The 25,354-nt window shown below is 57.1% G+C and carries 21 protein-coding genes; 7 read left to right on the forward strand and 14 right to left on the reverse strand.

What is annotated here, in order from left to right; translation table 11 throughout:
- Positions 1 to 2: 2 nt before the first annotated feature.
- The 8 genes from prfB to HMPREF2854_RS01055 form a co-directional block, all read right to left on the reverse strand.
- Positions 3 to 1,127, reverse strand: a complete 1,125-nt coding sequence (prfB, locus tag HMPREF2854_RS01020) for a peptide chain release factor 2 (protein WP_070617880.1) — start codon at positions 1,125 to 1,127, stop codon at positions 3 to 5.
- A 17-nt stretch (positions 1,128 to 1,144) separates the two neighbouring features.
- Positions 1,145 to 1,624 (reverse strand): hypothetical protein, encoded by a 480-nt coding sequence (locus HMPREF2854_RS01025; RefSeq protein ID WP_070617883.1) that lies wholly within the window; start codon positions 1,622 to 1,624, stop codon positions 1,145 to 1,147.
- Between the two features lie 5 nt (positions 1,625 to 1,629).
- Positions 1,630 to 2,016 (reverse strand): hypothetical protein, encoded by a 387-nt coding sequence (locus tag HMPREF2854_RS01030; protein WP_146002498.1) that lies wholly within the window; start codon positions 2,014 to 2,016, stop codon positions 1,630 to 1,632.
- A 124-nt stretch (positions 2,017 to 2,140) separates the two neighbouring features.
- Positions 2,141 to 2,545: a TadE/TadG family type IV pilus assembly protein gene (locus tag HMPREF2854_RS01035; RefSeq protein ID WP_070617887.1), complete on the reverse strand. Its 405-nt coding sequence runs from the start codon at positions 2,543 to 2,545 to the stop codon at positions 2,141 to 2,143.
- 2 nt (positions 2,546 to 2,547) lie between these two features.
- Positions 2,548 to 2,733, reverse strand: a complete 186-nt coding sequence (locus tag HMPREF2854_RS01040; RefSeq protein ID WP_070617889.1) for a hypothetical protein — start codon at positions 2,731 to 2,733, stop codon at positions 2,548 to 2,550.
- A 21-nt stretch (positions 2,734 to 2,754) separates the two neighbouring features.
- Entirely contained in the window at positions 2,755 to 3,615 is an 861-nt protein-coding gene (locus tag HMPREF2854_RS01045) for a type II secretion system F family protein (RefSeq protein WP_070617892.1), read from the reverse strand.
- On the reverse strand, positions 3,616 to 4,446 hold the full coding sequence (locus HMPREF2854_RS01050) for a type II secretion system F family protein (protein WP_070617895.1): 831 nt from the start codon (positions 4,444 to 4,446) through the stop codon (positions 3,616 to 3,618). It lies immediately after the preceding gene.
- Positions 4,447 to 4,448: 2 nt separating this feature from the next.
- A complete protein-coding gene (locus HMPREF2854_RS01055) occupies positions 4,449 to 5,624 on the reverse strand; it encodes a TadA family conjugal transfer-associated ATPase (RefSeq protein ID WP_070617899.1) in 1,176 nt (391 codons plus the stop codon).
- Between the two features lie 109 nt (positions 5,625 to 5,733).
- On the opposite strand from HMPREF2854_RS01055, the gene HMPREF2854_RS01060 reads away from it, so the two are divergent.
- Entirely contained in the window at positions 5,734 to 6,801 is a 1,068-nt protein-coding gene (locus HMPREF2854_RS01060; RefSeq protein WP_070617902.1) for a phosphotransferase, read from the forward strand.
- Here HMPREF2854_RS01060 and HMPREF2854_RS01065 read toward each other — a convergent pair.
- Both HMPREF2854_RS01065 and HMPREF2854_RS01070 read right to left on the reverse strand, forming a co-directional pair.
- The gene (locus HMPREF2854_RS01065) at positions 6,773 to 10,390 is read right to left on the reverse strand and encodes an ATP-dependent DNA helicase (protein ID WP_070617905.1); all 3,618 of its coding nucleotides are present in this window, start codon (positions 10,388 to 10,390) and stop codon (positions 6,773 to 6,775) included. The genes HMPREF2854_RS01060 and HMPREF2854_RS01065 overlap by 29 nt on opposite strands.
- Entirely contained in the window at positions 10,390 to 13,602 is a 3,213-nt protein-coding gene (locus HMPREF2854_RS01070) for a PD-(D/E)XK nuclease family protein (RefSeq protein ID WP_070617906.1), read from the reverse strand. Before HMPREF2854_RS01070 ends, HMPREF2854_RS01065 begins: the two co-directional genes overlap by 1 nt.
- A 107-nt stretch (positions 13,603 to 13,709) precedes the next feature.
- On the opposite strand from HMPREF2854_RS01070, the gene HMPREF2854_RS01075 reads away from it, so the two are divergent.
- On the forward strand, positions 13,710 to 13,931 hold the full coding sequence (locus tag HMPREF2854_RS01075; protein ID WP_070617909.1) for a DUF3107 domain-containing protein: 222 nt from the start codon (positions 13,710 to 13,712) through the stop codon (positions 13,929 to 13,931).
- Positions 13,932 to 14,025: 94 nt separating this feature from the next.
- Here HMPREF2854_RS01075 and HMPREF2854_RS01080 read toward each other — a convergent pair whose 3' ends face one another.
- A complete protein-coding gene (locus HMPREF2854_RS01080) occupies positions 14,026 to 14,640 on the reverse strand; it encodes a ferritin-like fold-containing protein (RefSeq protein ID WP_233187606.1) in 615 nt (204 codons plus the stop codon).
- 288 nt (positions 14,641 to 14,928) lie between these two features.
- Here HMPREF2854_RS01080 and HMPREF2854_RS01085 point away from each other — a divergent pair, with 288 nt between their 5' ends.
- Positions 14,929 to 16,581 carry a DEAD/DEAH box helicase gene (locus HMPREF2854_RS01085; RefSeq protein WP_070619444.1) on the forward strand — a complete coding sequence of 551 codons (1,653 nt, stop codon included), beginning with the start codon at positions 14,929 to 14,931 and terminating at the stop codon, positions 16,579 to 16,581.
- A 42-nt stretch (positions 16,582 to 16,623) separates the two neighbouring features.
- Here the strand turns inward: HMPREF2854_RS01085 and HMPREF2854_RS01090 are convergent, their stop codons facing one another.
- Positions 16,624 to 17,472: a PHP domain-containing protein gene (locus tag HMPREF2854_RS01090; protein WP_070617916.1), complete on the reverse strand. Its 849-nt coding sequence runs from the start codon at positions 17,470 to 17,472 to the stop codon at positions 16,624 to 16,626.
- Between the two features lie 64 nt (positions 17,473 to 17,536).
- Between HMPREF2854_RS01090 and HMPREF2854_RS01095 the strand changes: the two genes are divergently transcribed.
- On the forward strand, positions 17,537 to 19,060 hold the full coding sequence (locus HMPREF2854_RS01095) for an aminopeptidase P family protein (protein ID WP_070617919.1): 1,524 nt from the start codon (positions 17,537 to 17,539) through the stop codon (positions 19,058 to 19,060).
- A gap of 87 nt (positions 19,061 to 19,147) precedes the next feature.
- Here HMPREF2854_RS01095 and HMPREF2854_RS01100 read toward each other — a convergent pair whose 3' ends face one another.
- Complete coding sequence (locus tag HMPREF2854_RS01100; RefSeq protein WP_070617922.1) at positions 19,148 to 19,930, reverse strand: general stress protein; 783 nt, start codon at positions 19,928 to 19,930, stop codon at positions 19,148 to 19,150.
- Between the two features lie 238 nt (positions 19,931 to 20,168).
- On the opposite strand from HMPREF2854_RS01100, the gene HMPREF2854_RS01105 reads away from it, so the two are divergent.
- Together HMPREF2854_RS01105 and HMPREF2854_RS01110 are read left to right on the forward strand one after the other, a co-directional pair.
- Positions 20,169 to 21,440: a magnesium transporter MgtE N-terminal domain-containing protein gene (locus HMPREF2854_RS01105; protein ID WP_070617925.1), complete on the forward strand. Its 1,272-nt coding sequence runs from the start codon at positions 20,169 to 20,171 to the stop codon at positions 21,438 to 21,440.
- Between the two features lie 10 nt (positions 21,441 to 21,450).
- Positions 21,451 to 21,990 carry a DUF1003 domain-containing protein gene (locus HMPREF2854_RS01110; protein ID WP_070617930.1) on the forward strand — a complete coding sequence of 180 codons (540 nt, stop codon included), beginning with the start codon at positions 21,451 to 21,453 and terminating at the stop codon, positions 21,988 to 21,990.
- Positions 21,991 to 22,107: 117 nt separating this feature from the next.
- Here HMPREF2854_RS01110 and HMPREF2854_RS01115 read toward each other — a convergent pair whose 3' ends face one another.
- Entirely contained in the window at positions 22,108 to 24,069 is a 1,962-nt protein-coding gene (locus HMPREF2854_RS01115; RefSeq protein WP_083309308.1) for an acyltransferase family protein, read from the reverse strand.
- A gap of 92 nt (positions 24,070 to 24,161) precedes the next feature.
- On the opposite strand from HMPREF2854_RS01115, the gene HMPREF2854_RS01120 reads away from it, so the two are divergent.
- On the forward strand, positions 24,162 to 25,289 hold the full coding sequence (locus tag HMPREF2854_RS01120; RefSeq protein ID WP_370870619.1) for an Mrp/NBP35 family ATP-binding protein: 1,128 nt from the start codon (positions 24,162 to 24,164) through the stop codon (positions 25,287 to 25,289).
- The last annotated feature ends 65 nt before the right edge of the window (positions 25,290 to 25,354 follow it).

Genomic DNA, 25,354 nt, shown 5'->3' on the forward strand with positions numbered 1-25,354 from the left:
ACCTACTGCTCCTGGCCGGCCTCAGAATCTTTACGCCACCGAATACCAGCATTAATGAAATCGTCGATCTCACCGTCGAACACGGCCGCCGTGTTGCCATTTTCATGACCAGTTCGAAGATCCTTCACCATTTGATACGGCTGGAGGACGTAGCTTCGCATCTGATCACCCCATGAGGCCTTCACATCCCCCGCGAGCTCCTTGCGAGCCGCCTGCTCCTGCTCGTGACGTAGTTGCAGCAAACGCGACTGCAAAACTCTAAGCGCCGCCGCGCGGTTTTGAATCTGCGACTTCTCATTCTGCATCGATACGACAATGCCCGTCGGAATGTGCGTCATGCGCACAGCCGAATCCGTTGTGTTAACCGACTGGCCACCCGGGCCCGACGAGCGGAACACATCCACCTTCAAATCCGAATCCGGAATATCAATGTGGTCCGTCGACTCAATCAGCGGAATAACCTCCACCGCGGCAAACGAAGTCTGACGCCTACCCTGATTATCAAACGGGCTAATGCGAACCAGGCGGTGTGTGCCCGCCTCCACCGACAACGTGCCGTAAGCATACGGGGCATTCACCTCGAACGTGGCGGACTTAATTCCCGCCTCTTCCGCATATGAAGTGTCCATCACCGTGGTCGGGTACTCGTTGCGTTCCGCCCAACGCAAATACATGCGTAGCAGCATCTGCGCGAAATCCGCGGCATCCACGCCGCCCGCGCCCGACCGGATAGTGACCACCGCTGCGCGCTCGTCATAATCTCCCGACAGCAGAGTCCTTACCTCAAGATCCGACAAGTCCCGCTGGATCTTCTCTAGCGAAGCTGTCGCCTCTTCAAGGAGAAGCTCGCGATCCTCGCCTTCTTCTTCACCCGCCAGCTCAACAATCGCCTCGAGGTCATCGATGCGCTCCCCCATTTTCGTAACGCGCGCAAGCTCAGACTGCACGTGCGACAAGCTAGACGTCACCTGCTGCGCCTTCTCTGGGTCATCCCACAAATCAGGTGCCGCCGCCTGCTTCGACAGGTCCGCGATCTGCTCACGCAACTGATCCGGGTGCGTAACCGCCACGATATTCGCGAAAGTTAAGCGCAAACTCTCAATTTCCTCGGGGAACTCAATACTCACGCCTCCACCTTATGGCATTAATACAGTTTCGCCGACGCCACCACACGGACAGTCAAAGGTTGATTAATGAAATCCAGCACGCTACCAAACACGGGCATCGCCGGATTCATCGCGAGCTCCACGCGAACCTCTCCCCCGCTCGCCGTTGCGCTCTCCAGCCATGCGGCTCTACCCACGTCGCAAGAGGTTGTGCGCAATTGGTTGAACGTGGCCGTTGCGCGGTCGGGCACGCTGGACTGAGTAACCTCGGCAAAGCCGTCCTCGTAATAACTGGAAGCAGACGCTACCCCCGCTACCGATAGCGCCACCCAATCCGCGCACGAAAGTAACTGCCTGCGCTGCACGTGCACCGTCGTTGCCGCAATCGATGCCAGCACCAGCGCCACCACCAGCAGTGATAAGCCGAGCACCAACAGCGTGATTCGCCCATCCTCGCCGTCTTTGCCGCTAATTAGCCCTGGCGAGAGCTGTCGCAGCCTCGTACGCCCTCGTGTCATTTACGCTACCTCACCAGCTCGATCCGATTCACCGGCACCTGCGCGCTTGAAATTATTGGAACAGTTGGATTCAAAACTCTTGCGATGGCGTCCGGAATCAAGGGCAACGCCACTTGCGTGCGAACCTCAATGTTCACGAACTTAGCCTGACTGCACGGCGTTGGGTCACACGCCACTTTGAGACTGTGGCTACCGCTCACGCCATAGTCGGTGAAAATCTGATTCACCTGCCGCTCCACGTGCACGTGCGCTGCCGGATCATTCGCCAGCAAACGGCCACTCTCGCGCGTGGCAGCGTCCGAGGCGAACACCGCAGCTTGCAGTGCCGCAACCGTGAAGATGAAATATGCGACCGGGATCAAGATGATCACCAACATCGCTACAAACTCCACGGTTGCCTCCCCTGCCTCCTCCCCGCGCGGCGATATCTTGCGCAACTTTGCAGTTACATGATGGGGCGAGGCCGCCGAACACACCGCTTGGAGCTGAGCTGTTTCACTGTTGCAATGCCAAAACCTACGGAACACGCTCGCGTTCCTTCCACGAAGACGCCGATACGTGCAACGTGTTTGCAAAACCGAATGGGCCTAGCAGGGGTAGCGTTGCATCCACCTCGACGCGCACTACCGGTTGCCCATCCACGGCCGTTTCAAACACACGAACATCGCGCGAAACATCACTTCCGAGGGCAGTGTTCAGCAACTGCGAAGTACGATCCGCGCCCTCGGCCAGCGTTGCCCCCAACAGTGACGCCCTCCTTGCCCCCTCCGATGCCGCATCTACCGCAACATTGCGGGTGTGCAGAGCAAATGCCAACTGCAACAAACCGAGAACCACGAACACGACCAGCACCTGAACGAGCACGTGCCCCACAATCTGCGAGCCGTCCTCCCCCTGCGCATTATCGTGGATTCTTCTCATGGCTACGGGCCGGTAACACCTGCAATCGCGGTTTGGAACAAGTTCGACAACGTGGGTGAAGCAATTGCCCAGATCGCGGTAACTAGACCAGCAGTCATGAGCGTCACGAGCACCCAACCGGGAACGTCGCCGCGCTCTGATTCTTCGTCTGCGAACCACAGGTAAATGAAAGTGAGGATTGTATTCATGGGATTTTCCTTTCAAGATTTCTAGAAGCGGAGTGCAACTAGACCTGGATAAAGAGCAAAAACTACTGTCACGGGCAAAATGATGAAAACCACGGGGAAGAGCATTGCTACCTCGCGTTTTCCGCCCGATTCCATTAGGGCTCGACGGGCCTCATCGCGAAGGTCTCTGGCCTGCTCGCGAAGCGTTGTTGCCAGCGGGGCACCTCGCTCCATGGACGCGACGAGGGTGTCAAGCAGGCGGCCAAGCTGAGGTGAACGCGTGGTGCGGCGCAGCTTTCCAAGTGCCCTCGTCACTGACGCTCCATTATCAATGTCTTCAAGGGTTGCACCCAACTGCGTAGCAAGTTCAGGGCCGACGATTTGCTGTACTCTACGCAGCGCGGCTGGCACAGACTCGCCGGCTGATACCGAGAGGGCAAGTAGCTCAGCCGCATCCGCAACTTGGCTGGATACTTTTCGCGAGATCGCGTTCACCCGCACCGTCAAAATACGGTCAAACACCATAGCGCCGGCAACGAAACCTATCAGCATCATTACGATCCACTGCAATATCGACACCGGCCTTGCCGCCGCGATTGCAAACGTCACGAGCGTCATGGCCGTCACGCCTGCTATACCAGCTAAGAACTGTTGCAGACGGAAACGCTCTAGCGTCGTTTTTGATGAGAGGGCATCCAAGCGGTCCGTCACCGACACCGCGGTCGAACCAAGCTTTTCCCACAGCGGGGAAATCCAACCGAGCTTTGGACGCGTCCTACGATCATCACGCCCAGAGGCGAGAACTCGAACCACCAGGCGTTCACGCGAAGCCGCCACCGCGCGCGCCGTCATCAGCACGCCCAAGCTGAACATGCACCCAGTCAAAATCGCCCAAGACAGCATTTACACACCGTCCAAACGGCCAATGAGCCTCATCAGCCCATACGCGATCAAACACGCCAGGCCGCCACCAAACAGCACCAGAAGACCCACTGGCTTCGTGTATGCAGAAGCCGCATCGAGCCTCGTCGAAATCATCACCAGCACAACCCAAGGGGCAGCCACTGCCAGCCTCGCCGCGTTCACCGTCCAAGACTGGCGCGCAAGCAACTCACCGCGAACCCGCACGTCATCGCGTAGCACCGCCGACAAGTCACGCAACAAATGGCCCAGCTCAGAACCGCCCACCTCGCGCGCCAACTTCAGCACCTCGAACAGGCGTGTAGCTCCCGGATCTGACAGGTCGCACTGCACTCCCTCAAGCGCGTCAATAAATCTGCCACTCGCCCGGTACTCGCGCGCAAACCTTTCAAAATACGGGCGCGTTACCTCCGGACCGTTGTGAGCCAACTGCACCACCGACTCCGGGAGAGTTACGCCCGCGCGGATGGACGCCAGCACCGAATCCACCACGTCTGGCCACGCTTTACGCACCACGTCCGCATGCCGTTCAATGCGCGCATACAACCAAGCCGGGGCCAGCGAAGAAGCCGCGAGCGCCACCGCCAGCGCCACCGGCCACGCCCTCGTAAGCCCAAGAATCAGTAGGAATACAACTAGTGGCACGGCAACAAGGACAACGCCAAACACGTTTGTTTCAGATTCGGACAGGCCCGCTCTAGTTCCCAATGCGGCAAGTTTTGAACGTGATCTTTCTTTGCGTTTTGGCATGGGGGTGCTGATAGACCAGTAGATAAGGAGGATGCCCAGGGCAAAGGAGGCTCCAAGAATCATGCTCACGCGAACGCCTCCTGGAACTGGTTCGTTGCAGACGATAGTTTCTTAGAAACCAGATCACTCCCGTTCCATTCGAAAAGTGTGGCCGCTGAGATAACACTTCCGTTAGCACCTTCAACGCGCACGATCTCTTGCACGTGACGCCTGCCGTCCCCGTCTCGCACCACGTGTACAACCAAATCGATGGAGCTACCAACCGTCGGAATGACGAACGCGGAAGTGACATTCTCGCCGGCAAGTAGCGGCAACAGGCAAAGCTTGCGTAACGCCTCACGAGCCGTGTTTGCGTGAATAGTTGAAAGGCCCGGAATACCCGCGTTCAAAGAGAGCAGCATGTCGAGCGCTTCAGCGCCGCGCACCTCGCCCACCACGATTCGATCTGGACGCATACGAAGCGACTCGCGCACCAGGTCTCGAAGCTTTACCTCGCCGTGGCCCTCAATGTTGGCCGAGCGGGTTTGCATCGCAACACAGTCTCGGTTGGGCAGGTTGAGTTCGAATACTTCCTCACACGTGATGACGCGCTCTCGCGGCGGGATTTCTCTGGCGAGTGCGCGCGCAAGCGTTGTCTTGCCCGCCTGGGTTGCCCCAGCGACCAGCACGGTGGCGCCATCTTGGACAGACTCGGACAGAAACCGCGCGGCCTCTTGCGTGAGGGAACCAGCTTCTACCAAATCCCACAGCGAACGGTCCAGGTGCAGATGCTTACGAATGTTGAGCGACCATTCGCGACCCGCAACTGGAGGGATCACCACGTGCAGCCTCTCCCCACCCGGGAGCATTGCATCCACAAATGGAGCAGACAGGTCCAGCCGCCTACCAGAATGGTGCAGCATCCGTTCAACGAGGTCCTTCACGTCCTCGGAACTTAATATCACGGGTGTCAGCTCAGACTGTCCGCGTCTTGCCACAAACACTTTTGACGGCGAGTTTACGTAGAGCTCTTCAACCTCGGGATCATCAAGATACTTTTGGAGCGGGCCGTAACCGCCAATATCGGCCATAAGAGCGGTAGTTACGGCCTGGCGTTCTTCTTCATCATCAACGGTGTAAACATCAAACGAGCGGTCCACAATGCTACGAAGCATCTGCGAGTTCGTAACCGGGTCAAAACCGGCGTCAGCAACCGCCCGGCGTACCCACTCACCCCGTGCACCCTGCGACATTGCGGTCATGCGTCCTCCACCTGTTTTGGTAGACATAAAGTACCTGATAGCCAACGGTAAATACACATGCCCGATCAAAATGTGGATAACTGGGCGTTAGGGCCTTACGGTAGTATCTGTGAGTTTTCAAATTTCCCCTCTCGTTCTTGCCGCACACGCAACCGCAGCAATGCCCGGCCTCAAGATCGTTGGTTTGACCGAGCCGTACGATAATGACGGATCGATGGCACGCCAGGGCGTGGTTGACACGCAGGGTAATCGTTGGGTGATTTGCACACCTCTGACTGACCAAGCAGGGGCAGATATTCAAGCCCAATCAACACTGCTACGCATTCTGCACCGCTCTTACGAGAAGGGCTTTTTGCCGTTTGATGCTCCTGTTCCCGTGGCAAACAAGAACAGCGCGGACGTGCGCGTGATCGTGCACCCTCAAATGCGGGGCAAGCCGGGCTCTTGGGAAGACATGGAAGACTCCCAAATGCTTGTGCGTTCCATGGCTAAATCCATCGCGGCCCTGCACAACCTGCCCGCTGAGGCGATTGAGTTCACCGGGTTGCCCGTTTATTCAGCCGCAGAAGTACAAGCGCGGCTACGTCGCCTACTTGAGGAGGGCGTGGCAGCCAGCACGCTGCCTCCAAATCTGTTTGAGCGTTGGGACAACGCCCTGAACGATGAGAGCTTGTTCCGATTTGAGTGTGTTCCCGTGCACGGAGATTTGGGGCCCGATTCTTTCCTCTGTTCGGCCAACACGGTGTCTTCAGTTTCCGCATTCGCTTCAGCTCATCTGGGCGATCCCGCTGAAGACCTGGCATGGATTCTGTCTGCATCTGCGCATACGCAAGACGAGTTCTTGACTGCATACCGTGATTCACGCAAAGGCGAGTCGGACCTGCATATTTTGACGCGCGCCAGCCTGTGGGCAGAACTTGCCCTATTGCGATGGCTGTTGCACGGCAAGCGGACCGACGACGAGGCCGTGATTGCTGACGCCAAGCAGATGCTGAAAGATTTAGCTAACGAAGTTGGCGATGACGCTTTGGTGCCTGGGCACGCTCATAGCGCCCAGGAGGACACCCCGTTCGACCTGCGGGTAATTGACGAGGTGTTGCCAGCTACCACGCAGGTCGATCCGAACGCTCCTACGGTTAATCTCAGTACTATTTTGAATCGTGAGGATGAGGACTAAAACTGTTTACAAGTTGATCCCACTGCTGCTCGAAGTTGTAATCTCCGAGGAGTTTTTCCAGGTCCTCTAGACGGAGTATCCGCTCGCTCGGCTGCGTGTCTGGGCCTCCGAGGAAGACCAAAACAGCATCTATTTGCGACTGGTCCACGCCCTTTTGTTTGGCCAGAGCTCGCCGATAGATCTCAAGCTGCGTGGCGTACTGGCGCAGATACGGGTTTTTAGCTCCTAGTTTGGGTGGAGCACCGGTCTTCCAGTCCAGGACCACCCATTTGCCATCGCGGTTAAGGACCACGTCGTAACGACCACGGATAGTTACCCCGCTCTTGGTGTAGGCAAAATCCGCCTCAACGGCGTGAACGCCTTCGGGGTTGTTCCCCACCACTTCCCTGGCGCGCTTAGTGAGTTGCTCGAACAACTTTTTCTCAGCTCCAGTCAGACTCTGCATGTCGCCACTGTCACCACTGTCCGCTACCGAATCGATATCTGTTAGCGGCTTGTTAGTTGTGGGCTCAAGAGCATCGTCGAGTTGACCTGCTTTGGCCAGCCACTGCTCCGCCCAGTTGTGGAATGCCGTTCCAATTTGGGCGGCCTTGCTTGGCTCATGCGGGATGGGCCGGCGAACCTGCATCGCATAGCGGTAAGGATCGTCCAGTAGTCCAAACGCTTGTGTGGCATTCAGCCGGTCTATTTCGATCACAGGAGCCGGAGTGCGAGGGCTATTTTGTCGTGTTATTGCGTCTCGCACTGAGTGAACAAGTGTTGCAATTTCACCGTTATTGCCACCCGCTCCGCTTTCGACAGTTTTTAGGAGATCGTCAATTAGCGCATCAAAATCAGTGTTCTCATCTGACTCTTGATAGTACATTTCCATAGCCCGATTCACGGCTTGTGCCGCGCCGGTAATGAGCTGCCGCGATTTAGAAGGCATGGCCGGGAAGACAGCCTGATCCGTGAGGCATTCTTCTGGCTTAGTGGCATCTTCTAGCTTCAACACCACCGGCTGCGGGATCTCTTCTCCAGCCTCAGCTACGAGGTCTTCTACAGTAACCGGAATGGCCAGCGGCTCTGAAGCTTCGGATTTACCCTGCACCATTTGCATGAGGTAACGCGAAGGCACCAACTGGGTTTGACCCGCATACCAGGAGCCCGACAGCACAAGCTCATCTGATGCTCGCGTCCAAGCGACATACGCGAGGCGGCGAGCCTCAGCCAGTTCATGCAGGCTTAGTTGCAGACGATATTCATCGAAGGTTTCCTCTACTCCAACAACATCTAGGCCCGTCATCTCGGGAAGGGTAGGCAAAATGACCCTGCCCTCATGAGTACTATCGAGGCGCAGACTGTACGGGATCTCTCCCAGCTCCGACGTCCAGCCACTGGATGGTTGGATAGCAGGCAACGGTCCGTTTAAATCAACGGTTTGTTTAAGCGCAGCATTTCGGGCATCGACCACGCCGGGGAAATCTGATTCTGTTAGGCCAACCACTACAACCTTGTCCCATTCCAAACCTTTTGCTTGGTGAATGGTTAGCAGTAGCACTACCCCTTCATCGGGTTCGCTAACAGGCGCTTCCAACCTCTCTTCTGTCTCGAGGGTGGTGTCTATCCATTCCAGGAAATTCTTCACCGAAGCATACGGAGTTTCGGCTTCGTAATTGGCAGCGAAATCAATGAATGCGTCTATTGCGACTTCCCCCTGGTTGTCAAACGGATCAGACGCAATGTCCAGGTCAAGGTCAAAAATCTTGACCACCTTCGAGATGAGTGTGGTTACGCCGGCATCCATGTGTTCGCGGACAAGGTCGAGGCGTCTAGCTAGGAGGCTCACACGACTATACGCTTCAGGACTGAACCCTTGCCTACCACGCTTTTTCCATCCAACCGTTGGAGGTGTCAGGACCGCGTCGAGCAGAAACTCAACGCGCAGATCCGCACCCGCTTCCGGTTTGTCAGTGTTGGCCTTCGCTCTATCCACGTCACTAACAATGGTTTCGGGATCTCCAGCATCAGATATTCGCTGTTTGCCTTGTTCTCTAGCCCAGTCCCACAGGATCTTTATATCTGCGGAAGACAGGTCAAGGTTTGCAACCAGACGCATCACAGCCGCACCATTGTCAGGCACTGCGAGGGAGCGCATGACAGCAACAATGTCAGTTACCGCCGGCTCTGTTAGAAGGCCCCCAACACCCACAATCCGCGCATTCACGCCCAGCTTTTGAAGCTGAGCATAAAGGGGTGCAAAGAACTTTCGTTTGCGCGACAAGATCGCAATCGATGGCTGTTTCTGACCGGCCGGCACGTTTTCTTGCCAGCGCTTGATAAGACGCGCAACCAGTTCGAACTCCTCGTCGCGCGTGGATGGGAACATGTACTTCACTACGCCGCGCCCCGGGTGTTTTGGATTGGCACGCAGGCTCTGCATTTCGATTTGGCTTGCCAAATCCATGTGTGCAAAGGCTTCTTCTCGTGCTTGGGTTTCAACCTTGTCGGCACTAGAAACCACGTTTGCGGCTTCCAAAATGGCAGGCCAGTTACGCCACGCATCGCGAAGCTCAAGCACCCCGCCTCGGCCCTGCGTGTCAAAATAGGGCAAGAACATTGAAAGCGAAGCCGCTGACGCACCACGCCAACCGTAAATCGCCTGGTTTGGGTCCCCGACCGCAGTGGCGGCAGTATCTCTAAACAGGCTGGAGAACAGCTGGAGCTGACCAACCGAAGTGTCCTGGAATTCATCCAATAGAACAGCGCGGTATTGGTCACGCAGTTCAGCGCCGATGGTCGGATTCGCGTCAATAATTTGGCGAGCCAACGCCAACTGATCCGTGAAATCAATCAGATCGTGTTCGCGCTTGTAATCCCAATATCGCTGTACCAGAGGCATCAATAGCGCTTTGTCTTCCATGCGCGTCACAAAACTCTTTGCCGAGGCTGGAAGTGCCGTGCGTTGTCTTCCAGTGGCGCCCGTCCCCGGGCCCGCAGATTTAATGGCTGCCGCAACACGTTCAAAATCTTGTGCGGCCCGGGCAGGAACAACTTGATGCTCGGTCAGGCTTTGCGAAAGAGACAGTATGGCATCTCGCATGGTCGAGGCCTTCGCTCCCTGTGGTAGCGGCCCGGTGTATTCCTGCAAAAGACGCTCAACTACCTGCCACGCACGAGCTTCGCTGAGTTGGATTACGGACGGGCTTACCCCGATTTGAAGGCCGTACTCGCTAACTAGATTCTTTGCAAACGAGTTGTAAGTAGCAACGGTTGGTTCCAAGCCGATCGTGTCTGCTTCCCCAAGTAGTCCCGCTTTTCGCATCAAATCAAGCTGCCGCAGGATACGTTCGGTGAAGTTCGCGGTTGCTTTACGAGTGAAAGTGAGGCCAAGAATTGAATCAGGCTCAAGGCCGTCACGATACATGAGGTAGAGGGCACGCAGCGACATCACTTCGGTTTTTCCAGACCCGGCGCCGGCAACCACGAGAGTGGGAACGCTGTCAGTTTCAACTACTTTGGCCTGGTCCGGCGAAAGCATGATCTTCTTCTGTCCCGGTTCAAGCTGGGCATTAAGAGTCTCTACAAACTCCATTGCATTGAGTGTCACTACAGGGTCCTCCTTCCTTCATCTTGGGCTGGGCAAATGTTTTTCACCGGACAACTTCGACATATATTCGCGTTCGGTGTTGCTAGGAAGGTATTTCCTGCCGCTATTTCCGCAGCAAGTTTTATGACCTCTGCCAGTCGCTCTCGCTGATCTGAAACAACCGGGTCACTATCCTTGCGTTCACCCTTGTTAAAGAGGGAATGTTGGATGTACTTGTCTGGAGATTTTTCCCTAAGTGCTAGTAAACGAGCCTTCTGCACGTTCTCACCGCGAGCGTTCAGCGCGAACTGATAAGCTGCCAGTTGCAGGTGGTTCTGCGTTTCTTTTTGTGATGGGACTCTGCCCGTCTTGATGTCTGTAACGACTACACCATCTTCAGTGTGTTCGAGCCTGTCGATTCGGCCCGCGATGCGCAGTTTGGTTCCACCAATATCAACAACTTGCGCAAACGGGTGCTCGATGTCGACCGTCTTGCCCTTCCAAGCTTCGAGATAGTCGGCAAGCTTCTTGACCTTCTCTAATGTGCTTTCATATTCAGCCATGCCAAGGGAAGTCTCTCGGTCGAAATACTCGTCATCCCAGAGCTCATCCAAGTGCGATTTAAGTTCTTCAAAGTCTGCTTCGGACCATTCTTCTGCCAACTTGTGGACCAGATTTCCTGTCAAGATCGCCTCACTTGCAGGCACTGAACCACCGTGGCGCGTCAAGAACCATTTGGCAGGACAATCAATCAGGGTCTCAATTTGTGAGGGCGAAAGCGTAACCATCTGCTTAGACTCATCTGCCGTGGGAGTGAGCCCACCGACACCATTCCACACGCGCGGATTAGCTTGGTCTATGCCCGCTAAAGCAAGTAGTGCGAGGAGGCTTGCATACAGGTGGGCATCGTCTTCTACTAGGCGTTGCGCTAGCTTTTGGCGTAGCGTACCTACCAATGATCGCGTATCGATGCCTGACGGCACCGGGGTTACCGGAAGGTGGTATCCGTCAATCAGAGGAGTTCCTACCCATTTAGCTAAGCGGTAGACGAATTGAGAGGGAACGTCATCCTCATTTTGCACTGCCGATACATGCAAGGCGGATTTGGCCCTCGAAACCGCTGCTGCGAGCTGGCGATACTCCTCGGTTAACCTAGCCTTCCTTCTCGCCCTCCCCGTATTCCATGATTTTTGATTTGCCCACTCGTGCGGGCTCAGGGAGCGCAACTGTGCGATGTCGCCAGCCTGACTCAGCTGGTCACGAAGAGCTAAGTTTGGCCAAGTGCCATCTTGCATTGAGGCCAAGTAAACGACGTCCCACTCCTGCCCCACGGCCTCAGATACCGTCAAGATCTGCACGCCAATGGGCCGCTTGCCTGTCTGTGCAAGAGTGTCTGTGGGCAAACGCTGCGAAAGGAACTCACTGGAGAAATGCTCCGCACTCGCTCCCGGATTACGTTGTTGCCACACGTCCGCGCTTCTAAACAGCGACACTACGGCGTCCAAGCGCTCATCAAACACGGCCGAGTCAGTGCCCGGCCGAATAGCGCGCTGACGCCATTCCTCAGTGACATCTGCTAGTTCCCAAAGCTCCCACAGGGCAATCTGCGGGCTTTCACTACGGACCTTACGCCCAAGTTTTAGCAGGTCGAATGCCTTTGTGACATCATCTAGTACTTCTGCCAGGCCAACTTTGCGGACGTATTCTTTCAACGCCTGGACCTCGGGCTTATCAGAAGCGAGGTCCTCACACATTTGCAGGACCGACTTTACGTCCGCATCAATACGCGCCCGGTACACATCGCTTAGTTTGCGTAGCTTGGCTGTATGAGCGTTTACTAGTGGGCTTCTAAGTAGCCGGTCAAAAAGCTCAAAATCAGTAGGGCCAAACGGATCTGAGCTGAGCAGCAAAAGCAAGATCGAGGTAGTCTGATTTGCCGCATACACCGTTGCGCGGCTTCGAATGGTGCTCTCAATACCATTACGCATCAAACTGAAATGTAGGCGCTTCACATCCGCACTATTGCGAGTGATAACGACCTGCCGATCCAGTGGCACGGATCTGCTGATACCGGGACCACGCCCCAATTGGTAGCGCGTAATCATGCGAGCAATCGCATTGGCCTCCTGCGCAGCAGAACCGTAGGTATTAACTGAAAGACCAGAGCTATCCTCTCTAGAATCAACCGCGCCCATTAAACGATGGCGCGCATCATGGCGGACAGTGGTCTGCTCCGAAACTCGTTGCACGACAGCTCTAAGTGTCTGGTTTCCTCTGTGCGTAGGTCCAAGGTAAAAGCTCTTTGCCCCTAGTCGATCTGCAAAGCGAACATCCAGATGAGGCTCACCACCGCGATACACCGAGACAGCGACATCAGAGTCTGCGGTCACCACAACCCGTGTTCCAACCGCGTGTAGCGCTTCGAGCAAGCTTAGCGTTGCCCGCGTACAATCCTGCAGGTCATCGACCACTACCGCCGCAGGTGCACCCAGATTGGCCACCACTGCCTCACTGCCAGCGTCCTCGTGCCAACGGGTTATGATCTGTGCCGCCCGCTCTTGCAATTCGGCAGATTCAAAGTGGCTCACAGTATCACCGGATTCACGCAAGGACTGCTCCTGCCAGATCTGCATGAGGCGCCCGGTTGCCACCCAAATTTCGCGCTCTAAATCGTGGCCCACGCTCTCTAGTTTGTGACCGTCCCAGCCGGCCTCACGTGCCCTGGCCATGAGGTTGCGAATCTGCATGCGAAACTCGGGCATCCCCAAAGCATCATTCAACGATTCTGGCCACTCCACCAGCTGCGCTTCGATGGCTTCGGCCAGTGCCAAGTCTTCCTGCGCGCCCGTTAGCAACTGCGGGGCCGGCTGCGGGTCCTTGCGTTCTACATACCACTTCGACACGAACGAATACGCGAGCGCAACCGGCGTGCGTACAGGCCGCACAATTCCAGGCAGAGCATGCTCCCCCGCGCTTTGCAACAGATCTACACGCAGCCTGTCCGGTGCCAAAATAAACACATCACCGCCCAACTTTTCACGTAACTGGTGCGCAACTTCGATAGCCACTGACGTGCGGCCAGAGCCTGGGCAACCGCGGATAACTGCCGGCCCGTCATGGCTGACCACTTGATGAACCACTTCTCCGTTCGCCTGGTCAAGCACTCCGAAATCTGCGGGACGGCCAAGAGCAAGCCGCACCTCGCTACAAGTTTGCGCGCGATTTGTTGTCATGGTTGTATTCCACCACAGGGGTCGGACAAAAGTTTTGAAAGTGGCATCGCCCGTCGCGAAAGTGCCTCGTTATGCCTACGATAGGAACAAACGACGATAGGAAAACTATGATCATTCAGATTGGGATTACCGGCGTCACGCGCGAGCTCTCTTTCGAAGTGAAGATGAGTGAGGACGAGCTGTTTGGCAAAGTTCGCGAAGCGCTGGAGGGAAAGACGAACCTTGAGTTCACCGACGCGAAAGAACGCCGCGTCATCATTCCAAGCGACAAACTCGGTTACGTCCTCGTAGCTGAATCTAAGCGCGGGCCGGTGGGCTTCACCGTATAACAACGCCAATCGAAAACGGTCGGACCAAAAGCGAGGTCCGACCGTTTTCGATGCAAGCGTTTTCACGCGCGAGGCCGCCTGGCCTCCGCCCCATCTAGGCGTGCAAGTGCACGGCGGAGAGGCGCTCCTTGTGAGCCTTGGAGACACGATCCATTAGCTCATCCGCATCGGTTCCCGAAATGATCTCCGGGTTGGTGAACAAGAACGCGCGCACAAGCGAGAGGGCCTCGCCCCCCACTCGTCTGGTCCATAAAGACAGACGTGCCTCAAGCTGTTTATCAGCTGCAACGGCCGGCTCAAGACGTTCTCGAACCCAATCACCATGGCCAAAATCGTTTACGTCTTTCGCGTATTCTTCCTGCCCCTGTAGGTGCGCGATTTCGCGTAACGCGTCCGTGAAAATACCGATAGCAACATACGTCTTTGTCATGCGCTCCCACCACGTGGTTGGGCGCAAGCGCGCATCAATATCATCCAAAAGGCCCTCGTATGGCGCGATGGCCTCGGCAATATCTATGTCAGAGCGCTCGGCAACTTTACATACGTACTTGAAGTTCTCCCACGCTTTACCCGACATGTTCGCCATGTCTACATGCTCCCAAGCTTTTGGCGCCTGGTCACCATCCTTTGCAAGACGAGTTTGCGCCGCAATCGCCGCGTAAGCTCCGATGCCCAACAAGTTCTTATAAGAATCGTTACTAGCAATCAAAGTAGCCTCCAAAGCCTTAGCCCCTTTGCGAAGTTTCCATTCCATACTACGTTGAGGACCCAAAAAGTAACCGGTTTGGGACGAGTTTTACACCGCCGCACACTGCTTAGTGATCAACGGCACTAAACGCGCGCGCCCCAAAAATACTGCTACCCTGAAGAAGAACATGCCGTTCGCACCGGAATGGTTTTTGGCACGCAAAAGATTTTTCTTTAATGAATTGCGCGAGCGGTACCACACCTACTTTCACTTTGTTGAGGCTCCCAGGGCGTGCAGGCGAGCTCCAAAGTGAGAAAGACTCACGCTACTTTGCTTGACAAAACTGAAGACACTAAAACCTACTCTGCCGGCGTTGTAAACCTTGAAGGCGTTGCCCTTCCAGAACACACAGATGAAGCGAAAGCTGACATCGAAGGCGACGTCACCAAAGAAGAACTAGCGCAAAAAACATTTGCCGATTTTGGTGTGGCCGCAGATTTCGCGGAGGCACTGGCCAAAAAGGACATTACCTACCCGTTCCCTATCCAGGCTCTGACACTACCCGTCGCTTTAGGCAAGCGCGACATCATCGGCCAAGCAAAAACGGGAACCGGTAAGACCCTCGGCTTTGGCCTGCCCCTCCTTATGCACGTTGTTCGCCCCGACGACCCGGACTACGCGAACAAAGTGCACTTCCCAGACCTTCCCCAGGCCCTCGTAATCCTGCCCACGCGCGAACTGTGTAAGCAGGTGACTCGTGACCTTCGCGAGGCGGCCGCTAACACCTCCATTCGCGTAACCGAAATATACGGCGGTGCAGCCTTTGATCCCCAGATCGAGCAGCTCAAGAGGGGCACCGACGTCATTGTGGGAACGCCCGGGCGTCTCATTGACCTTATGAAACGCAAGGTCCTAAAGCTCACTAACGTGCACACGCTGGTGCTTGACGAGGCCGACGAAATGCTGGATCTAGGATTCCTACCCGACGTAGAAGTCCTCATGTCGCGCGTTCCTGCGGACAGGCACGTCATGCTTTTCTCAGCCACTATGCCGGGCGAGGTGGTGGCACTGGCTCGCCGCTACATGCGTCAACCAACCCACATTCGCGCCCAGGATCCTGAGGATTCCTCTCCCACTGTTGCCAGCGTCAAACAAGTGATCTACAGGTGCCACGCCCTCAATAAACTCGAAGTTGTCTCGCGCATCTTGCAGGCACGCGGGCGCGGCCTCACCATCATTTTCACGCGCACTAAGCGCACCGCCGCATCAGTATCGCGGGACCTTGCATCGCGCGGCTTCGCCACCGCGGAGCTACACGGGGACCTCGGCCAGGGGGCTCGCGAGCAATCCATGCGCGCCTTCCGAAAAGGCAAGGTTGACGTGCTCGTCGCAACCGACGTGGCCGCGCGCGGCATCGACGTTGACGACGTCACACACGTGATCAACTACCAGTGCCCCGAAGATGAAAAGACCTACGTACACCGCATCGGCCGCACGGGCCGCGCTGGCGCATCCGGCACCGCTGTTACGTTCGTGGACTGGGACGACGTACCGCGCTGGCGCCTCATCTCTAACGCGCTGGGCCTAGGCGTGCCCGAACCACTGGAGACCTACCACACCTCCGAGCACCTCTACACCGACCTTGACATCCCCACGGACGTCACCGGCAGACTTCCCCGCAGTGAGCGCACGCGCGCCGGGCTTGAGGCAGAAGAGTTCGTTGATGTTTCTGGCAAGGGCGAGCGCGCCCGCGGACGGGGAACCCGCAGGTCCGGCTCACGTGGGAGAAGCGGACAAAAGCGCGAGCGCAAGCGCACCCGTCGCGGCGGCGCCGCCTCTCACAACTCGGGTGAACGCAAATCAAGCCGAAGCAAATCAGCCGATCCTGCGCGGGGCAAAGCCAGGGAAAACCAAGCTCCCCGCCGCAAACGTACCCGCACGCGCAAGAACTCAGCCGAGTAAGCGCAAGCGCAGCAAAACGCCTGCCACCGATACTTAAGGCCGCTAGGGCCACAGAATCGAGAGCCTTCCTTGGCTCTCGATTTCTTGTATCACCTCAACAGGCGTGGTGTTCTCCCCCAACCGGTTGGGCTTACCCGTGCCGTGATAGTCAGAAGAACCCGTCACCAGCAAATCGCGCTCGCGGGCAACCTGCAGCAGAAACTCCTGATCCTCGGCCGGATTGTCGCGATGGCGTACTTCGAGGCCGGCCAAACCGGCCTCGACCATGTTGTAAATCGCCTCCATGGGAAGCACCTTTTGGCGGGCGCAAGCCCGCGGATGCGCAATGATGGGAACTCCACCGGCGGCCCGCACTTTTTGTACAGCCACAACGGGGTCCTCTGCCCACAAAAATTGATAGTAGGGGCCGCGCGGGTGCAGTACCTGCGCGAACGCCTCATCTCGCGTGGAAAACGAGCCCGCCCTGATCAGCGCGTCTGCAATATGCGGGCGTCCCACCACGCGCACGTCTCCGCCGGTCCCCTCAACCACGTCATCCCAAGTAATCGGATAGTCCTGCGAGATTTTCTCAACCATGATCTTCGCGCGGTCACGCCGTGACTGCAGCACCTTCTGGCTGGCTTCAACCAGCGCGGGATCTTGCGGATCATGCAGGTAGCTCAACAAGTGAACCGTTATCCCCTGCCAGGCGCAAGACATTTCCATACCGCGAAGCAGAGCAACACCGGCTGCGCGAACTTCGCCCGCAGCTTCTCTATGACCGGTGGTGACATCGTGATCGGTAAGCCCCACCATGTCCAGCCCTGCATCGGCGGCCCTGCGCATCAGTTGCGCGGGCGTGTCCGTCCCATCCGAATGATTTGAATGAGTGTGCGGATCTATCTTCAACATGCCTCCAGCTTAAGCGGCCCTCTAGCGGGATGACTATTGACCAGCAAAGTTAGACAATAGGCACATGAGTGAAAAAGAATCAGTAGAACAATCCATGGCCGCGCGCGGCAACAACCGTTCGCGTCGCCCCAACTCGCAAGCATTCAAAGACTTCATTGGCACTAACTGGGGGCCACGTTCATTCGAATTGCCGGCCCGAGCAGAGGTTGCTGACTATTTGCAGGCCCGTCACGACCTCGTTGGCGAAGCTTTTAAAGGCGAGCGCCTAGTTATCCCCGCCGGTGGATTGAAGGTGCGTAGCAACGACACGGACTACAGATTCCGCGCTCATTCCTCATTTGCTCACATGACGGGCCTAACGGGAGAACTTGAACCGGACTCAGTTGTAGTGCTTGAACCCACCGAAGAAGGATCCGCTCACACGCATGAGGCCGTTCTTTACTTTAAGCCGCGTGCCTCACGCTCATCCGAGGAGTTCTACGCGGACTCGCGCTATGGCGAATTCTGGGTGGGGGCACGCCCCTCATTAGAAGAGATGGAGGCGCTCACCGGCCTGAAAGTGCGTCACATTGATACACTTCGCGACTCGCTTTCAAAGGACGCCGGACAGGTTTCCTTGCGCGTTGTGCGCGAGGCCGACGCCAACATGACCGCCCTGGTTGACGAGATCCGTCAGCAAGTGGGCCTACCCCACGGCAACGACGCGCAGGCAATCGATGGTGCCCTCCAGCAACAGCTCTCTGAAATCCGTTTGAAGAAGGACGCGTGGGAGCTTCGCGAAATGCAAAAGGCTGTCGACGCCACTAAGGAAGGCTTCGAGGAAATCATCAAGCAGCTTCCGCGCGCCACCAACCATCCGCGCGGTGAACGCGTTGTGGAGGGAGCATTTGGTGCTCGCGCCCGCGAAGTGGGCAACGGCCTGGGTTACGACACAATCGCAGCGTCGGGTAACCACGCAAACACGTTGCACTGGATCGATAACAACGGTGAAGTAAAAAACGGCGACCTGATCCTGGTTGACGCCGGCATTGAGCTCGACTCACTCTACACCGCAGATATCACGCGAACGATGCCGGTTAGCGGAAAGTTCACGCCGGTGCAGGCAAAGGTTTACAACGCTGTACTGGACGCGTGCGAGGCTGCACTGACCGTAGCGAACAAGCCGGGCGCTCGCTTCCGCCACGTGCACGAAGCCGCGATGGAGGTCATTGCCCAGCGCTTGGAAGAGTGGGGCATCCTGCCTGTTCCAGCTGCAGAATCGCTGAAAGTAGAGTCCCAACTTCACCGCCGTTGGATGCCGCACGGAACCAGCCACCACCTCGGTTTGGACGTGCACGACTGCGCGCAGGCAAGGCGCGAAATGTACCTGGATGCAGTGCTGGAGCCCGGCATGGTGTTCACCATCGAGCCCGGCCTTTACTTCCGCGCTGACGACCTCGCAATTCCCGAAGAATACCGCGGTATTGGCGTGCGTATTGAAGATGATGTTGTTGTGAACGAGGACGGCTCTGTCACGCGCATTTCGGAGGATATTCCCCGCACGGTAGCTGACGTTGAGGCCTGGATTGAGCGGGTGCAAAACTCCTAGAACCCCCGATAACGTCTGTTCAAAAAGACTTCAGGCAAATAAAAATTGCGGCCAAGCGGCCGCAATTTTTATTTGCCTCTACCCGGCTTACCGGTTCGGGTTATCATTTGACTCGCCCGGCTGGCCTGCAGAGTCACTCGACTCCGATTCGGGCACCTCGCCGTAAGCAGGCTCTGCCGCATCTGCCACGCCCGCGCTTTCAGACGCTGCCGGTGCTGGTGTCGCCGACTCTGGGCCGCCGACACCAGACTGCATGCGCGCCTGGTGGGCTTCACGCTCGCTTGGGCTGAGGCGCACGCCGTACTTAGGTTGCTCTCCGGGGCGTGAGCCGAAGGCGCTCGGCTTAGACAAGTCCTCGACAGGACGGGTCGGCTGAGGATCGCGAGTCAGGTTGCCCGGGGTGCCTCGCAAAACTTGGCGGAACTCACCGGCTCCCTCTTTCGCTAAAATTGCGTAACGCGCGGCAACCACTTGCGTTGCCGACGTGAAATCACGCTTGCCCCGGCTCAGCGCATACGGCACCGACGCTAGTGACATTCCAAACACGGCGCCCATAGCCATGCCAACGATAACGATCGCAAGCGAAGCATTGGGAGCCCAAAGCGCAGAAAACAAGCCAATAAACAGACCCAGCCAGATGCCGGAGAGGAAGCCATCCCACAGTACTTTTCCCCAAGTCAGGCGTCCTGTGATGCGCTCTACCAACTGCAGGTCCGTGCCCACGATCGCGAGGCCGCGCACATCGTAAGCCTCGTCAGACAGGTGATCGACGGCCGCCTGGGCTTCCGCGTAGGTGCGGTAAGAGGCCACCTCCGTGCCCTGCGCAGGAGTTGGCAAGCCGGTAGCAGAAATTGCTTCAATACGTTTCATACCTTTACTTTTGCAGATTAATCTGCATGTTGCCTTATCAAGTGCCAACTTTTCACTATGAGATGAACCCTTTGGCACTTGTCAGCCTGCTAGCGCCTCAAAGCGGTGCCCGAAAGCTCATGATGGCTAGGTCGCGGCAGTCAGAACCCGGATTTATTAGAAGACCTGGGAGGTGAGTGTGTCGCTTCCCATCGCGCGGCCGGCGCCGCTTTCGGCCGCGCTCAGCTACCCTTGAAGTGTGAGCACTTCAGAGCACAAACTCGCCCCGCGTGGCATACGCGTATTCGTAGGAAAAGTTGCTGGAACCGGCGTTTTTGACCCCATCGGAGACCAGGTGGGGCGCATTTATGACGTCGTTTCCATCATGCGAGTGAATCGCGCACCCGACGTGGTGGGCTTTGTTGTGGAGGTTTCAAACCGACGCCGCGTTTTTGTTCCAATCTCGCGCGTCACCGCCATCGAACCGGGTGCGGTTATCACCACGGGCCTGCTGAACATGCGCCGTTTTACCCAGCGCGAGGCCGAAACGCTCATCATCTCCCAATTGTTTGACCGCGTGGTATCCATGCGCGATGGTTCAGGAGAGGTTCGCATTCGTGACGTGGGCATGGAACAGCGGCTGCCTCGCGAATGGCGAGTAACGGAACTATTCGTAGAACGCGTTACCAAATCAACGTTTGGTTTTAAACGCGCGGGCGAGAGCATGCTGGTGTCCGTTTCCGACGTGACGAAACTGTCCACCCAGGTTGGTGTTCAGGACGCCACCAGCCTTATCGCGTCCACGCATGACATGAAGGCCGCAGACCTCGCTGACATTATTCGCGACCTTCCCGAAGAACGCATGTACGAGGTAGCCTCACAGCTTTCCGATGAGCGCCTCGCTGACGTGTTGGAAGAGCTCCCCGAGGATGACTCGGTGGCGATCCTCGAACGGCTCCAGGCGAAGCAAGCCGCAGATGTGCTCGACGTGATGCAGCCGGATGACGCCGCCGACCTCATCTCTGAGCTAGCGCCCCTAACCGCGCAGAACTTGCTTAACCTCATGGAGCCCGAAGAGGCCGAGGACGTGCGCCGACTCATGCGCTATGACGATGACACTGCCGGTGGCCTTATGACCACCGAGCCCGTGATTTTGCCGCCCGACGCAACCGTGGCCCAGATGCTGGCAAACGTGCGAAACAAAGACATTCCACCCGCCCTCGCCGCCATGGTTATTGTTGCGAGGCCGCCGCTAGAAACTCCTACGGGCAAGTTCATTGGCGTGGTACATATTCAGCGGGCACTACGCGAACCACCGCAATCGCTACTCGGAACTATCGTGGATACTGACATCGAAACAGTTGATCCGCAGCGTTCCATCCGGTCGATCACCAAAACGCTTGCAATGTACAACCTGACGGCCGTTCCGGTAGTGGATGAGCACGGGCACGTACTGGGCGCTATTTCGGTTGACGACGTGCTCGATAACCTATTGCCAGAAGACTGGCGCGATCTGGACGACGAGTTTTAAGGGGGTTTGAATGGCTGAGCGACTAGATACTCCGCTAACCAGGCGACGTTGGCTACCGCGTATCAACCTTGAATCCGAGGGCGTAGGGCGCGTAGCTGAAGCTATCGCCCGCTTCTCTGGTACCCCGCAGTTCCTCATCTACCTAACTATCTTCGTGTTCGCGTGGCTGGGGTGGAACACGTTTGCTCCGGCTCACCTGCAGTTCGACAAGGCCGAGCTCGGGTTCACTGCCCTCACATTGATGCTGTCCCTGCAGGCCTCCTATGCGGCTCCTCTGATTTTGCTTGCGCAGAATCGCCAAGATGACCGCGACCGCGTTACTGCCGAACAAGACAGGCACCGCGCCGAGCGTAACCTTGCCGACACCGAGTACCTCACACGCGAGATCGCGGGATTACGTCAGGCCTTGGGCGACGTTGCTACCCGCGACTTTGTGCGCTCTGAGATACGCGACCTGCTAGAAGAGATTTTTGAACACGACCTTGCTCGCGATAAGTTGCGCGAGACACAAGAAAGCGACGAGGTTAAAGAAGCTGACACGGATCAGTAGCCGCTCACTCAAGTTATAACCGTTGCCCGCGGTGGTATGCGAGAATAACGGGCGGCGCTCAAACGCACGCGCGAATGACTACCCGCGACCCTTAAAATCAACTCCGCGACTTGCTAATTACTCTTCGGATGGATCTGCATCCGGCTGGCTAAAGCTGGCAAGCGCATCTACAACGGTCTGAGCGAAAATCTTCGCGCCGTCATCATCTGGATGCACGTAGTCGGAAGCCAGCAGGTCAGTGTGATCGCGAATCGCGGCGTTCCAGTCCGCTACCCGCACAACATCGGAATGCTTCTGAGCGAACTCGCGAATGAGGCTCGCCGACGGTTCAACCCAAGTGGTTCGCGCGGGCCCAAAACCAGTTACGAGAACGAGGCGCCGATCCGGCCCGATGGTTTTTAGCATGTCATCAAGCTGGCCCAGGTCCACCGGTCCGTTGGTGGCCAGAGCAACCACCACGTACGTGCGCAGTGATCCGTCCTCGGCAGCGGCATGCATGAGGTCAATGCCCTGGTACACCCAGCGCGACACCTCTGCATCAATCTGCACGCCCGGTAGCAATTCTTGAAGGTGCGCGGCCGAAGCCACCGTCACGGAGTCGCCGTAAACCACTGTGTTCTCCCCCGTAGCAGGGCTCAACGTCGGCTCCGGCTCTTCTGTGGGAGCCTCTGTTGGGGCCTCCGTAGGTTGAGAGCCGCCCTGCAACGCATGCTGGCCACGCTCCACAGCAATCTGCGCCTGCGTTTTCTCGGGCGCCGAAAGTAAGAAACCAAGTACGGTGCCAACCACCACAACAGCGACGAGACCGGGCGCCATGATCCGGCGGTAGCTTTGCCACTGCGGAGCCTTCGGCATTGGCGTGGAAGGGTCGATCAAGTCCCACGAGGGGCCGAGCCACCGCTTAATAGTTGCGCCAATCCCCTCTTGCCGCATGGGAACCTCAACGTATCGATACGAGAGGGTAGCGGCCAACACCGACCCGGCAATAACGATCAGCGCAATCAGTATCACGGGTGCGGCCGGCAGCATCTTGCCGGCGATTACCCACAGCGGCCAATGCCACAGGTAGATCCCATATGAGCGCTCCCCCAGCCACACCAGGGGGCGCGCGTCCAACAGGTTTGCGAGGAGGTGGCCGGGCCCGCCCGCCTCGTCAATCTGCGGAAGGAAGCCCTGAATCAAACCCAGGGTAGCCACCACCGCGATGAGAGTGCCCCACGGGTACACCCACGCGCGGTCATCGGGAATGAGGAACCAGGTGCTCACGATGATGGCAAGGCAAATCCATGCGAGGAGGCCACGCAACCACTTTTGCCACCCGGCCGCAACCTTGTCCGGCATGCCCATTGGGTCGGTTGCCACCATTGCGAGGGCCGCGCCGAGCATCAGGCCAAAAGCGTGCGAATCCGTACCCTGGTAGGCGCGCGTGAACTCGGTTGTACCCGAAACCCAAAAGGCCATAAAACCGGCCGAAATTACCGCGAGTGTCAAGGGCACCGCAGGGCGCCACTTGGGGGGCAAGAACAAAATGCCCACCACCGCTAGCGGCCACAAAAGATAAAACTGCTGTTCCACAGCCAAGGACCACACGTTTGTCCATAAATGTGGCTGTGCCTGGTTGAAATAGGAAACGCCCTGCGAGATTTCCACCCAGTTGTATGAGAACGTGAGGACGCCTACGAACTGCGGCAAAATGCCCACCAGCAGATCGCGATTCAAAAGACCGGCAACGATCAGGGTTATCACCGACATCAGCCCCACTGCGGGGAGCAGGCGGCGAATGCGGCGCAACCAGAACGACTTCAAGTTGATGCCGCCAAATCGCTGATTTTCGCGGATTAGGAGAGCAGTAATCAAAAATCCAGAGAGGACGAAGAACACGTCTACGCCCAAGAAGCCACCAATCGCCACTCCTGGAATCAGGTGGTAAGCGAGCACTGCAGCGGCCGCGAGCGCGCGTAGCCCGTCCAGTCCGCGAACTCGCCGAGCGGGGGTGCGCGCCTCGGGTCGGCGTGGAGCTTGCAACTCCTGCTTGCCCATTACGGCCGACGCTTGTTTGCGCACTGGTTCACCATTCACCTATTGCAACCTGCCTCGTAAACTAATAGCCCCGAGATTTTCTTGACTCTTAGACTAACCCCGTAAGGCATCCCATCCATGGACCGACTAGTATGGCGTGTATGAGTATCCTTACAGAAGAACAGGTGCGCGAAGCGCTCAGTTCCGTCATTGACCCTGAAATTCAGCGGCCAATCACCGAGCTGAACATGGTGGGAGATATCGAAATTGACGGCGGCAATGTGATCGTCAACATTTTGCTCACCACCGCGGGTTGTCCGCTTAAGCACACCATTAACGAGCAAGTTGAGAAGACCCTTTCTGCCCTCGAAGGCGTGACCGGTGTGCGCGTCATCATGGGCGCCATGAATGAGGAGCAGCGCAAGGCTCTACGCGAACAGCTAAACGGCGGCGTTGAGGAACGCGAGATTCCATTCGCCCAGCCCGGCTCACTAACGCGCGTCATTGCGGTGACCTCGGGGAAGGGCGGAGTTGGAAAGTCCTCCGTAACCGCAAACCTCGCAGCGGCAATGGCAAAGCAAGGTTTGAAGGTTGGCGTGGTTGACGCCGACATTTATGGTTTTTCAATTCCTCGCATGATGGGCGTTGAACACGAACCTCAGGTTATTGACGGCATGATCATTCCGCCTATTGCTAACGGCGTTAAAGTCATGTCGATCGGCATGTTTGTGCCGGATGGCCAGGCAGTTGTGTGGCGCGGCCCCATGTTGCACCGCGCAATCCAACAGTTCCTTGCAGACGTGTTCTGGGGCGACCTAGATGTGCTTCTGCTTGACCTTCCGCCGGGCACGGGCGACGTTGCCATCTCTATCCCGCAGCTTCTGCCCACGGCTGAGATCCTGGTTGTAACCACGCCACAGCTGGCCGCAGCTGAGGTTGCCGAGCGCGCCGGATCCATCGCGGGTCAAACTCGCCAGCGCGTTGTTGGCGTAGTGGAGAACATGTCTTACCTGCCCCAGCCTGACGGCACGCACCTGAACCTATTTGGTGAGGGCGGTGGATCTACCGTTGCGGCGCGCCTATCCAGTGCTCTTGGCTACGAGGTGCCACTGCTAGCACAGATTCCGCTAGATGTGGACCTGCGCGAAGGCGGAGACGAGGGCAAGCCCGTTGCCCTGTCCGAATCGCCCGCATCGACCGTGCTGAATGACCTTGCCGCAAAGCTTGGCAAGCATGCACGCGGCCTTGCAGGACGCCAGCTGGGTGTAACTCCCAAATAAGACCGGCCCTAGATAAGCAAAGGTTGTGGAGCAGTTCAGATGAACTGCTCCACAACCTTTATCCA

The organism is Actinomyces sp. HMSC075B09, from assembly GCF_001812395.1.
Classification (GTDB): domain Bacteria; phylum Actinomycetota; class Actinomycetes; order Actinomycetales; family Actinomycetaceae; genus Gleimia; species Gleimia europaea.